Origin of the sequence: Chitinophaga sp. OAE865, assembly GCF_040546735.1 — a bacterium.
Lineage (GTDB): Bacteria > Bacteroidota > Bacteroidia > Chitinophagales > Chitinophagaceae > Chitinophaga > Chitinophaga polysaccharea_A.
On sequence record NZ_JBEPOF010000001.1, the window covers coordinates 423732 to 435992 of the forward strand.

Consider the following 12261-nt stretch of genomic DNA (forward strand, 5'->3'; position numbering starts at 1 on the left):
TGGGAGAAAAAAAAGAGCCAGCCCGAGAAGAATCAAGAGCCGGCCTTTCATCCATTGTTTGTTAACCCCAAAAAAGTTGAATTCGAGAATGTCTTTAGCTTCCAGATAAACTACTTACCTAATTGATGGCAAGCGTTCAGAATAAGTAAGAATCCCTGGTTGCGTTTTATATTGTAATACAAAAATAACAAGAATTATTTTATTATCAATGTTGGAACACTTTTTTTACAACCTTTTAACAAAAATCAAATCATTGTGTTACATCATCTAGAGCAAATGTATACAATCCATGTTAAATTCCTACTACTTTTTTTAAAAACGTTTTAGCAAAATTGTTATTGAATGGTTAATACTTACATTACGTAAATAAATATATCATATTATTATCTGATAAGTCAGCCTGTTTAACGGTGAACCCTATACTAACATTTTCATTTTCACCATTTCGATCCTGGTATCCGTAACATTCAGAATATCAAACTCATAATCGTCGATTATAATGCGTTCTTTGATCTTCGGAATGGTTTCGTGATGATTGATAATGTATCCTGATAAGGTTTCACTTTCATCTTCAGGGAAGTCCAGTCCATATCTTTCATTCAAATAATCAAGCTCTAATCTTCCTGAAAAAATATATTCTTTTTCGGCGATCTGCTTCTCTACAAATTCTTCTTCATCGTGTTCATCCTTAATTTCACCGAAAATTTCTTCCAATACATCTTCAATGGTTACAATACCAGCTGTTCCGCCGAACTCATCTACTACCCATGCAATACTTTTGCGCTCTTTATTGAACTTGCTGAGCAGGTCGATAGCGCTCATTGTTTCAGGCACAGCCAGTATTGGATGAATAATACTTTTGATATCCAGTGGATTTTTGAACATATCCAACTGGTGGATATAACCCAGTATGTTATCGATACTTCCTTCGTAGATAATGATCTTAGATAGTTTGGTATCCATAAACTTGCTCCGGGCATCACTGAGCGGCCGGTGAATTTCCAGCGCTTCAATTTCCTTACGGGGAATAAGGCACCCGCGTATCTTCACATGGGCAAGCGACAATGCGTTCTCAAACAGCTCTGTGTTCAGCTCCTGGTTGTTTTCCCCGAAGTGTTGCTGCGACTGCCTGATAAAATGCTCTACATCTACACGGGTAAACGACTCACCGTTTTCCACGATACGGACGTTGAACAAATATTTCAGCATCCATTCAGAGAGGGAAGCGAGCACATTACCGATCACATACAGAGGCTTGGCCACTATGGATACCGGCAATGCAAAGAAGCTGAGCAATGTTTCCGGGCGTGAGCGAAAAACGGCCCTCGGGATAAAAAAGCCAAGGAACAATAGCAGCAGTGTAGCCAGTATTATTTCAATAAAGATAATAAAGGGCTGTATACTGGCGGAATCAGGCTTCCGCAGAATAGTGTCAAGCGCCGGCTGAAATACGCCCGCTACAAGGATACCATAGATGACTATGGTGATCGTGAATCCTACCAGGCTGGTGGCCAGGAACCGGCTGGGATTTTCATTCAGACTGGCTAATATTTTGCCAGTAGTCCTGCCCTGCTTCTTTTTAAGCTCAATGCTAAGTTTGTTAACATTGGCAAATGCAGCTTCGATACCTGAAAAGAAGCCTGCCAGCAATACCAGGAAAACCAAAATAATTATTGTGTATCCGTCCATCCTAACAAAAATAATGAATTAGGAAAACCAACGATCACGTCGCTATTTTATATTTAAAAAATCTGTCACCAGCTTTTTTACCTCTTCGTATGCTTTTTCCAGTTCATCGTTCACCACAATCTGATCAAATTCATGGGAAAACGACAGCTCATAGCGGGCTTTCGCCAGTCTTTCATCCAAAGAAGCCTGTGTTTCGGTACCTCTTTCGCTGAGCCGTACGCGTAGCGCATCTAACGAGGGAGGCTGTATGAAAATGGTAAGTGCATTGCCGTGATACTTTTCCTTGATAGAAAGTGCTCCTTTTACATCGATGTCTACCATTGGAACCTGGTTATTGTTCCAGATACGCTCCAGTTCACTTTTAAGGGTGCCATAGTACTTGCCTGCATACACCATTTCATATTCGGCAAAGGCGTTTTCCTCGATCCGCCGGTGAAATTCATCGGCAGAGAGGAAGTAATAGTCTTTTCCGTGCACTTCGCTGGCCCGCGGGGCCCGGGTGCTTGCGGAAATAGAAAAGGCCAGTACCGGCATATTGGCCAGTAGTTTTTTTACGATAGTGGTTTTACCGGCGCCGGAAGGAGCCGTAACGATGATGATCTTTTTTTCCATTATTAATTACAATCAAGGTAGCGGTTACTTCAAAAGCAAAACCCAAAAACCAGTAAAATGTTTTGCTGGTATTTGGGTTTTGAAGAAGTATGAACAGGTGTTTATACTCTCTTTATGTCTGCTCCCAGTTTTCTCAACCTTTCGTCGATGTACTGGTAGCCACGGTCTATCTGGTCTATATTCTGGATAGTGCTTTTCCCTTCAGCGCTGAGTGCAGCGATCAGCAGGGATACGCCGGCACGGATATCGGGCGATGACATGGTGATACCGCGCAGGTTATGCTGGCGGCCCAGGCCGATCACAACGGCACGGTGGGGATCGCATAAAACGATCTGTGCGCCCATGTCTATCAGTTTATCCACGAAAAACAACCTGCTTTCGAACATCTTCTGATGGATCATCACGCTGCCTTTTGCCTGTGTGGCCACTACCAGCACAATGCTGAGCAGGTCTGGTGTAAAGCCGGGCCACGGATGATCTGAGATCGTAAGAATGGAACCATCCAGGAATGTCTGTATTTCATAGGAATCCTGGGAAGGGATATAGATATCATTTCCCTTGATTTCCATCTGAATGCCTAACTGGCGGAACTTTTCAGGTATAATGCCGAGGTTATCCACACCTGCATTTTTGATCGTGATCTCGCTTTGCGTCATGGCTGCAAGGCCAATGAAAGAGCCGATCTCGATCATATCGGGGAGCATGCTGTGCTCGCAGCCGCCCAGGTACTTTACGCCTTCAATGGTGAGCAGGTTAGATCCCACACCGCTGATGCGGGCGCCCATGCGGTTCAGCATTTTACAAAGCTGTTGCAGGTATGGCTCGCAGGCCGCATTGTAAATGGTGGTGGTTCCTTCGGCCATTACCGCTGCCATTACAATATTGGCGGTACCGGTAACGCTTGGCTCGTCCAGCAGCATATAGGTGCCTTTGAGCCCTCCGGAAGTTTCCAGCCGGAAATAATTATCATCCGCATCGTACACAAACCTGGCTCCCAGTTTCTCGAAACCGATGATATGGGTGTCCAGCCTGCGACGGCCTATTTTATCGCCACCCGGTTTAGGAATGAAGGCGCGCCCGAACCTTGCGAGCAGCGGGCCTGCAATCATTACCGAGCCTCTCAGGCGGCCTGATTTCTTTTTAAATTCGGGACTTTCCAGGTATTTCAGGTCTACTGCATCTGCCTGGAATTCGCAGGTATCCCTGCTGATACGGTTTAATTTTACGCCAGCATCTCCCAACAGCTCTATCAACAGATTTACATCTACGATATCCGGAATATTAGTGATAGTAACCTTTTCGGGGGTTAGCATCACGGCACTGATGATTTGTAAAGCTTCGTTTTTGGCACCCTGGGGTATAATTTCTCCCTTTAAGCGGTTGCCGCCTCTTACTTCAAAAGCACTACTCACTTGTTCCTGTTTTTGTTGTATTTGTTATTGTGCTTATTGTTATTGTCCCGGCTTTTACCGCCGCTATTGCTGCTATTGCTGCTTTTGAACTTGTTTTGCTGGAAGTTTTTGCGCTTGTTGGAGCGGAACTGTTCACCAGCGCCGGCTACATTGCCGCTTGGGGGGAAGTTTACAGGACCTGCAACATGGGCAGTATGGCCTGGATGGTATTCCAGCTCATTGTTTGTGATGGCCAGTAATTCGGCCTTAATAGCATCGTCATGAACACTTTCCTTGTGCCAGTTGCTATATGCCAGCTTCATGTAGTTCCCGATACACTGGGTAAATCCTTCTTTTTTTTCAGGATTATCTTCATGTACTGCTTTATCGATGATCATTTCCAGGTTTTTACCGAAGTGGCGGTTCCTGGGATATTTTTTTGGATAAGGAAGTCTGTCGGGCTTGGCTCTCAGCTTTTCAATAGTGGGGATTGGATATGGGGATTCCACATTCAGGGTAAAGCCGGAGATGTTAAAAATATGATCCCATAATTTATGCCTGAAGTCTTCCACATTACGTAAATGCGGGTTCAGCGTACCCATCAGCTCTATTACAGCCATAGCATTACGCTGGCGCTCTTCGTCGTCTTCTATGGTTACCAGGTACTCCACCATTTTCTGGATATTCCTGCCATATTCCTTCATTATCAGGTAATTGCGCGTGGTATTATATTCCATTACTAGTATTTAAAAAAAATTGATTTGATGATGGGACATCTTAAGTGAAGAAAATTAATCGGCAACATCTATGCAAACATAATAAAAAAATACGAGGAACATTTCATCGGGCTGTATTGTTGTTTATAGAGTAAAAACATTGTTATGGGGCAACTGAAAAACAAGGTGACGCTGGTAACAGGCGCAGGTTCCGGTATTGGTAAATCTGTGGCAGAGCTGTATGCTGCCAACGGGGCGGCTGTAGTGATCAGTGATATTGATGAAAAAGGTGGAAATGCCGTGGCAGAAGGCATAAAGAGCAAAGGCGGCAGGGCTGTTTTTATAAAATCGGATACCGGCAGCCCAACTGATTGTGAGCAGCTGGTAGCTCAAACCCTGGCAGAATTCGGGCAGCTGGATATTGCCTGCAATAATGCCGGTATTGGCGGAGCAGCGGCTCCTACGGGGGAATACAAGCTGGAAGACTGGCAAAAAGTTATCAACATAAATCTCAACGGCGTTTTTTATGGTATGCGGTATCAGCTTCCTGTTATGGAAAAGGCCGGCAGCGGGGTAATTGTAAACATGGCCTCTATCCTGGGCGCCGTTGGCTTTGGGGGGTCCTGCGCCTATGTGGCTGCCAAACATGGCGTGGTAGGGCTTACCCAGGCAGCGGCACTGGAATATTCTGCCAAAGGCATCCGGGTAAACGCCGTGGGACCGGGATTTATTGAAACCCCATTATTAACCAAACATCTGAGCCAGCAGGAGATGCAGGCACTTGTGGGCCTGCATCCCATCGGCAGGTTAGGTAAGCCGGAAGAGGTAGCGGAGCTGGTGCTGTGGCTCAGCTCCCCGCAATCATCTTTCGTAACCGGCAGCTACTATCCCATTGATGGAGCATACCTGGCCAGATGATCTGGCAATATTGTTTCCCGGGTATTTCAGGGAGATAAAAATTGTTATCTCCCTGAAAAATTCAAACAATCAAACAGGCAATTCCCGAAATGTTTGCTAGTTTTAGTCAATGCAAACATATAAACTCCCCATACTTTTTTTACATGGCGCCCTGGGTGCCGCTTCGCAATTTGAATCATTAGCTGCGGCAATGTCTGAACACTATGATGTACACCTGATCAATTTCAGCGGGCATGGCAATATGCCTTTTTCAGAGCAGGGGTTCAGTATACAGGTATTTGCAGCAGAAGTATTATCCTATCTTGAAAGCCATCAGCTCGATTTTGTGCACATTTTCGGATACAGCATGGGCGGGTATGTAGCCATGTACCTGGCCAGGCATTACCCGGAAAAGACCGGGCGGGTGATCACGCTGGCTACTAAATTTAACTGGAATGAGGCTACTGCCGGCAAAGAAGTGCGGCAACTGAATCCGGATCTGATCGAGGAAAAGGTGCCGGCCTTTGCCAGGATACTGGAGGCCAGGCATACTGCGGGCGACTGGAAAACGGTGGTAACGCGTACTGCGCAGCTGATAGAGGAACTGGGGCACCAGTCGCTGCTGAAGCCGGCAGATTATGCCCAGATAGTGACCCCGTGTATGCTGATGATGGGCGACCGTGACAATATGGTATCTTTCCAGGAAACCATTGAAGTATATAAAGCGCTTCCGCTGGCGCAGCTAACGGTGATACCGGATACGGCACATCCGTTGGAAAAAGTGGATGTGCCGCTGCTGGCATATTATTTAAGAAGATTTACAACACAGCAGATCTGACATCATTTATTCGCCCATAGCGATTTTGCCCCAGTTATTAAGCTCTTCTTCCGTCCACAGTGCGGGAAAAAAAACGATGCGCTTATTTTTCGGGGGCAGGAACTGCTGCCAGTTGGTGCCACCGGTGGCGGCGATGTCTTCCGGTCTTTTATGCAGGTATCTTACTGCTGATTTGTAGTGCATGAGCGGCCAGCGTACGTTTACATTGAGATCATATTCCTTTAGCAGCGGAATTAATTCCGTTTGCGCTTCCGGACTGAGCTTATTATAGCTGGCAAGCAGGTTATTGTCTTTATACCGGGTAGCCAGTTGCAGGAAGGTATCCATATATTTCAGCTCAAACTGGCGCAGGGTAAGTGTTTTTTTACCGGTAGCCAGTTCGGTGGCGCCGCTTCTCCAGTAAATTTTGTCCAGTACATCTTTCAGGTCCAGGCTTTCCACTTCCGGGCGCTGAGCCTCATACACCAGGTTATTTAACCGGGTAGAGCAGATCTCGATCATGCGGAACTGACCACTCTGGAATCCACTGGCGGGTAACAGCGCCATGCGGAATTGCAGGAACTGCTCCTTGTCCATCCCATCTACCATTATTTCAAATGAGCTGATAAGACTGTGGAAATAATTGTTGATCCTCTTAAGCTGGGTTTTAAATATCTCAGCTGTCAGTACAGGTGCAAGGCTGATTTGTTCGATCGCCTGCAGCGTTAATTTCAAATACAATTCCGTGATCTGGTGATAGATGATGAAAATCCTTTCATCAGGAATTGGTGTGCGCGGATGTTGCAGGTTAAGCAGCACATCCAGCTGAATATAGTCCCAATAAGTGAGGTAGTCCGCGTACAGAAGGCCATCCAGGTAAGATGCCAGGTTTTGACCCATGGCGGCATACTTTTCTTCCAGCCGTTGAATTTTCTCGGCAATTTCTGTTGTAACCATAGCGGAAATTAATCATTAAGAATGAAATAGTAACAGGGTAAAACTCTTCATTCTTAAAAACCAATTATTCCACTACGTTAATTGTCCGGTAGAAGCTTTCTTCGAGTGAGATCAGGGTTTCAGTTCTTTCAATGCCTTTTATTTTCTGCAATTCATCGTGGAGGATACGGCGAAGCTGGGTAATGTCTTTACAGATGATTTCTGCAAACATGCTATAGCTGCCTGTTGTATAATTAAGGCGTACCATTTCAGGGATTTTCCTCAGTTCTTTAGCTACAGTATCATACATAGAGCTTTTTTCAAGATAAATGCCGATAAAAGCGATCACATCATAGCCGATCATTTTTAAATCTACATGTAATTTAGTACCTTTAACTACACCCAGTTCTTGTAATTTCTTCATTCTCACGTGGATAGTCCCGCCGGAAACGAACAATTTCTTCCCCAGGTCGGCGTAGGAGATCTCAGCATTAGACATCATCTCGCTGATAATCTGCAAATCTAGTTTGTCAATATTCAAATTGTGGCTCATTTTTACAATTTGTTTTTGAATGTTTTAAAGTTATATGCAAATATTTAAAAAATATCGAAAATTCCAAAATTCTTCTTAAAAAATTTGCAAGAAAGTCACCTTCTCTTTAGATTTGCATCATAATCATTACGAAAACGGCTAACGAAAAGCAATAGCTGGTAACGGTTTGAACACATTGTGGGATGATGAAATTGGCAGACATGCCCTCTTGTCTCGGGGGTGGGGATCACAGGATAAACGTAGTATAATTGGGTTGACCACTAATCTTACTTGTGCTATAGCTAACTGCCCCGTGGAGGTTCGACTCCTCCTCCTACAGCTTAATTGGTTTAAAGAGCTCGTAAGTTATCATGCTTACGGGCTTTTTATTTTATATTATGGTCCTTCATAATATGAATATGGGTTATCAGGCAAAAACTCCTGTTTTGATATATCCGGCAGGAACACCGGTTCCCTTTATCCCTCCCCCATTCAAAAAATCGCCCTATTTTTGCCGCAAATGGGACAAAAAAAACTACAACGATTTGCTGAAATCGAAACCTTCCCCAATGTATTGATATACCCGGAAGGTATGCAGGGAAAATGGAATGAATTCTTCAAAAACAGCCACCCTGTTACATTAGAACTGGCCTGTGGTAAGGGAGACTATACACTGGGCATGGCCCGGCTGTTCCCCGAACAGAACTTTATAGGCGTGGATCTCAAAGGCAACCGTATCTGGAGAGGCGCCAAAACCGCCCTGGAAGAACCATTGCCAAACGCCGCTTTCCTACGCACACAAATAGATAAGCTTAATAATTATTTTGCACCGGGAGAAATAAAGGACATCTGGATCACTTTTCCAGACCCGTTCCTGCGTAATTCCAAGTCAAAGAAAAGATTAACGCATCCCAGGTTCCTGCAGCTGTTTCAGCCATTGCTGGCGCCGGGGGCTACCATTAACCTGAAAACAGATTCGCCGCAGCTGTATGCCTTCACACAGGAGGTGATTTCAGCGGCAGGATGTACATTGATAGAGGATATCCCGGACGTATACGCCTTGCCGGAAGTACCGCCATTGCTGAAGATCCAGACCTTTTATGAAGGAATGCACCTGGCAGATGGCAGAACGATCCGCTATCTTAAATTTCAATTGCCTGCCGCCCCGCTGAACTGGCAAAGCATTAAACTGCCTTCTGATGAAGCAACCGTTGGTGGAGAAGATTGACTTTTACTATAATGCCCAGGGCTATATGGTATTCACAGAAAAGTTTCACCTTAACCGGGGCTTCTGTTGCGGCAACGGCTGTAAGCACTGTCCTTTTGATTATGAAAAAGTACCCGAACCCGAAAGATCAGCACTCCTTGCCCGTAGAAGGGAAGAAGGAAAAGAAGACCAATGAGCCTGTTTCTTTTTTTGAAACGGTTTTTAAGATTGCACGTACCATACCACGGGGCCGCGTTACCTCCTATGGCGCCATTGCCGACGCGTCCGGTTTAAAACTTACCGGCCGTATGGTAGGCTGGGCAATGAATGCAGCCGGCAGCGCCAAACCTGCAGTTCCTGCACACCGCGTGGTAAACAGCAAAGGCGAGCTAAGCGGACGAAGTCATTTCGCTACTCCTACCCTCATGCAGGAATTACTGGAGCAGGAAGGCATAGTAGTAAAAGAAGATAAGATAGAAAATTTTAAAGCCGTATTTTGGGATCCGGGACAACCTTCAAAGCCTTTGAAGAAGGCCGGTAAAAAGAAAGCATAAAATATTTCAGACAGGGTGAAGCACTCTTTTTCTATATGACAATACTCAAGCTCAAACTGGACAACGACCAATTGGCAGAGGACTTCTTCGACAGTTCCTACATAATAGGCATTGCGTCCACCGCGCGGGATTATCAATTGTGCTGGCATATAAACCGGCAGCTGCACACCAACTTCCGGGTAAATAATAACCTGGAGATCTCCTTGTCGAAGAAAACAAGATCGTTTCATTTCCCTGTATTTGATTTTCACGAACCAACCAACTCGGTAGCGCACTACCTTTATAATAACCGTTGCCAGGCAGAATTCCTTCTCCCCGAGCTGAAACAGATCAATTTCCTGTGGATGGTAAAGGGCGACTACTATCAACCTGGCGATGTAAAAAAATTATTAGAAGAATTACGCCTTGTTCCGCTTGTACAATTAGTATCTTTACTTGATATCAGAGATATCAAAAATAAGATGAACCTTATTTTTTAGAACGGGCACTACGCATCAGCGATAATATTTTTGACCAGATTCCATGACAGACCCCGATGTTTTACTTTTAAATTCCTGAGTTTTATGTGGGAAGAAAGAAACAAACAGCTTTACCGGGCTTTTGAATTCAAAGACTTTCGGGATGCATTTGCATTTATGACCAAAGTTGCACTGATTGCAGAAAAAATGGACCATCATCCCAACTGGAGCAACATTTATAATAAAGTGGAAATATTCCTGTGCACACACGATGCCGGTGATATCATCACCGCTAAGGATGAAGCAATGGCAAAAGCTATTGACAAATTGCTATAACCAAACTCATATTACACTTTGTGAAGCGCATTATTCTAATGCTGCTGTTGTATTGTTACACTGCAGGATCCTTTGCCAACGTTGATCATACCCCAGTAGACACACTGATAGCCGATACCGCTTTCGCTCCTGCGAACCTGGATCTCAGGCCTTTTATATACGTGCTGACAGCTGATCAGCAGCACCTGACGCCAGAGCAGGCTGCTGCCATGCCTTTTACCCGGCAGGAAAACATCTTTCATAATAATCCCAAAAATAACGGGCGGGTAAATAATTGCTGGTTACGGCTTACCATAAAAAACCAAAGCAATAAGGCGTTGTCGTACCACCTTTTTTCCGGCTGGCACGACTATATGTACTGGTACTCCCAATCGCCGGGCGACAAGCCCAGGCAGCTGATGCAAACAGGTTTAATGCTGGACGACGGCGGCGTGGAAAGATGGGCCCATTACGCCTTTGCTGTGCAGGTGCCGGCCGGCGGAATACGTACCTTTTACCTGCACATTGTTAACAAATCATACAACGAAGGCCCTCTGATGCCGGCGCTTTTCAGCACCGAAGCCTACAGCGCTTTCCGGGATCACCAGCTGAACGGCTTTCGCAAAGAAGCGGTAGTGATCCAGGTACTGCTGGGCATGCTCCTGGTATTCTTCAGTATTTCCGTTATCAATTATATCCAGCTGCCCGATAAGTCGTATATCTACTTTGCAGTTTATATCCTGGGACTGATCCTTTTCTTTGCCCTGCGGCTGGAAGACAAGCCTTACCAGTTGTCTTTTTTCCACCGCTGGCCAATGTTGAAATATTACTGGGATATTCCCGGCCTGCTGTTTTGTTTTTACCTGATGTACCTTTTGTTTGGCAATGCCTTCCTGAATCTTACAGAAAGGTATCCCTTTATGGAAAGGGCCTTTACCTGGGTAGCCGCTATTGTAGGCGGACTGATTATTTTATGTTTGTATTTTATCAGGATAGGCCAGTACCAGATGCCTACCATTATATACAGCTATGTATATTTTGTAACGCTGGTGCCCCTGCTGGCGGTATTTGTGGCGCTGGCACGGCGCTCCCGCCATCATCCGCTGGTGCGGTTCTTCCTGTATGGATCGGTATGTTTATATCTTGCCTGCCTGGGCTCCTTCCTGATGCATGTGCGGCCACTGGGGCTGCTCAGCGCCCTGGGTGAACTGGCTGCTCCCACTATTCTGCTGATAGGCGGCGTGCTGCTGCAGGCTATGTTTTTCCTGGCCGGGTTAAGCTATCGCAATAAACTGGTGCACCTGGAAAGAACACGCACACAGGAGCTGCTGATCAAACAGCTGAATAAAAACAAGGAGCTACAGCGAAAGCTGAATGAGCAACTGGAGGAACTTGTAAAGGAACAAACCACTGAGATCCTGCGTAAAAAGCAGGAGCTGGAAGAGCAGCGGAAAAAGCAACTGGAAACAGAGTATGATAAGAAACTGACTGAAATTGAGCTGAAGGCCATCCGTGCGCAGATCAATCCTCATTTTATATTCAACTGCCTGAATTCGATCCAACTGTTTGTAATGCAGCGGGATTACGAGTATGCGCAGAAATATCTTTCAGACTTTTCTTACCTGATCCGTAAAACGCTGGACTTCTCCCGGCGTAATTTTATATCCCTGGCAGATGAAATTACCTATCTGAATACTTATCTTGGGCTGGAAAAGATGCGGTTTGAAAACCGGATGGAGTATGAAATAGTGGTAGACCCCGTGATAGCCACTGCCGAACTGGAAATCCCCGCAATGCTGTTGCAACCTTATGTTGAAAATGCTGTAAAGCATGGCATGACGAACCCCCAACAGCCCACAGGTAAGCTTTCCATTTATTTTAACCAGGTGGCTTCAGATATGCTGGAATGTGTGATAGCAGATAACGGAATTGGTATTGCCCGTTCAAAGTCGCTGCGGATGCTGCCAAAGCATCACCAGTCGTCTGGCATGGAAATAAGCCAGAACCGGGCTGAGTTGCTGAACAAAATGTATAATACAGAAATTCATATAGAAATTATTGACAGATCCTCCGAAGATGAATCCAGCAGCGGCACAATAGTGAAGATACTGATCCCCCAGTTATAAGTCAGAACTGT

The 12261-nt window shown here is 45.2% G+C and carries 14 protein-coding genes; 8 read left to right on the top strand and 6 right to left on the bottom strand.

Annotation, left to right across the window (positions count from 1 at the left end; translation table 11 throughout):
* Positions 1 to 417 precede the first annotated feature (417 nt).
* The 4 genes from ABIE50_RS01770 to ABIE50_RS01785 form a co-directional block, all read right to left on the bottom strand.
* The gene (locus tag ABIE50_RS01770; protein WP_209856606.1) at positions 418 to 1689 is read right to left on the bottom strand and encodes a hemolysin family protein; all 1272 of its coding nucleotides are present in this window, start codon (positions 1687 to 1689) and stop codon (positions 418 to 420) included.
* A 42-nt stretch (positions 1690 to 1731) separates the two neighbouring features.
* Positions 1732 to 2301, bottom strand: a complete 570-nt coding sequence (gene gmk, locus ABIE50_RS01775) for a guanylate kinase (protein WP_142684788.1) — start codon at positions 2299 to 2301, stop codon at positions 1732 to 1734.
* A 101-nt stretch (positions 2302 to 2402) separates the two neighbouring features.
* Entirely contained in the window at positions 2403 to 3713 is a 1311-nt protein-coding gene (gene murA, locus ABIE50_RS01780; RefSeq protein ID WP_142684787.1) for a UDP-N-acetylglucosamine 1-carboxyvinyltransferase, read from the bottom strand.
* The gene (locus tag ABIE50_RS01785) at positions 3710 to 4429 is read right to left on the bottom strand and encodes a DUF4290 domain-containing protein (RefSeq protein WP_209856604.1); all 720 of its coding nucleotides are present in this window, start codon (positions 4427 to 4429) and stop codon (positions 3710 to 3712) included. Before ABIE50_RS01785 ends, murA begins: the two co-directional genes overlap by 4 nt.
* Before the next feature lie 144 nt (positions 4430 to 4573).
* Here ABIE50_RS01785 and ABIE50_RS01790 point away from each other — a divergent pair, with 144 nt between their 5' ends.
* Together ABIE50_RS01790 and ABIE50_RS01795 are read left to right on the top strand one after the other, a co-directional pair.
* On the top strand, positions 4574 to 5326 hold the full coding sequence (locus ABIE50_RS01790; RefSeq protein WP_209856602.1) for an SDR family NAD(P)-dependent oxidoreductase: 753 nt from the start codon (positions 4574 to 4576) through the stop codon (positions 5324 to 5326).
* A gap of 109 nt (positions 5327 to 5435) precedes the next feature.
* Positions 5436 to 6143 (top strand): alpha/beta fold hydrolase, encoded by a 708-nt coding sequence (locus tag ABIE50_RS01795; RefSeq protein ID WP_209856600.1) that lies wholly within the window; start codon positions 5436 to 5438, stop codon positions 6141 to 6143.
* Between the two features lie 6 nt (positions 6144 to 6149).
* Here ABIE50_RS01795 and ABIE50_RS01800 read toward each other — a convergent pair whose 3' ends face one another.
* Both ABIE50_RS01800 and ABIE50_RS01805 read right to left on the bottom strand, forming a co-directional pair.
* Positions 6150 to 7079, bottom strand: coding sequence for a tryptophan 2,3-dioxygenase family protein (locus ABIE50_RS01800; protein ID WP_209856598.1), 930 nt, complete (start codon positions 7077 to 7079; stop codon positions 6150 to 6152).
* 64 nt (positions 7080 to 7143) lie between these two features.
* Positions 7144 to 7611, bottom strand: a complete 468-nt coding sequence (locus tag ABIE50_RS01805) for an Lrp/AsnC ligand binding domain-containing protein (RefSeq protein WP_079471223.1) — start codon at positions 7609 to 7611, stop codon at positions 7144 to 7146.
* A 499-nt stretch (positions 7612 to 8110) separates the two neighbouring features.
* Between ABIE50_RS01805 and trmB the strand changes: the two genes are divergently transcribed.
* The 6 genes from trmB to ABIE50_RS01835 all read left to right on the top strand — a co-directional run bounded on the left by trmB (position 8111) and on the right by ABIE50_RS01835 (position 12250).
* The gene (trmB, locus tag ABIE50_RS01810; protein ID WP_209856596.1) at positions 8111 to 8818 is read left to right on the top strand and encodes a tRNA (guanosine(46)-N7)-methyltransferase TrmB; all 708 of its coding nucleotides are present in this window, start codon (positions 8111 to 8113) and stop codon (positions 8816 to 8818) included.
* Positions 8790 to 8993: a C1orf53 family protein gene (locus tag ABIE50_RS01815; RefSeq protein ID WP_209856594.1), complete on the top strand. Its 204-nt coding sequence runs from the start codon at positions 8790 to 8792 to the stop codon at positions 8991 to 8993. Before trmB ends, ABIE50_RS01815 begins: the two co-directional genes overlap by 29 nt.
* Entirely contained in the window at positions 8920 to 9351 is a 432-nt protein-coding gene (locus ABIE50_RS01820) for an MGMT family protein (protein ID WP_209856592.1), read from the top strand. Before ABIE50_RS01815 ends, ABIE50_RS01820 begins: the two co-directional genes overlap by 74 nt.
* Positions 9352 to 9386: 35 nt before the next feature.
* Complete coding sequence (locus ABIE50_RS01825; RefSeq protein ID WP_209856590.1) at positions 9387 to 9830, top strand: IPExxxVDY family protein; 444 nt, start codon at positions 9387 to 9389, stop codon at positions 9828 to 9830.
* A gap of 84 nt (positions 9831 to 9914) precedes the next feature.
* Positions 9915 to 10145, top strand: coding sequence for a 4a-hydroxytetrahydrobiopterin dehydratase (locus ABIE50_RS01830; RefSeq protein WP_142684778.1), 231 nt, complete (start codon positions 9915 to 9917; stop codon positions 10143 to 10145).
* Between the two features lie 20 nt (positions 10146 to 10165).
* The gene (locus tag ABIE50_RS01835) at positions 10166 to 12250 is read left to right on the top strand and encodes a histidine kinase (protein ID WP_209856588.1); all 2085 of its coding nucleotides are present in this window, start codon (positions 10166 to 10168) and stop codon (positions 12248 to 12250) included.
* Positions 12251 to 12261 lie beyond the last annotated feature (11 nt).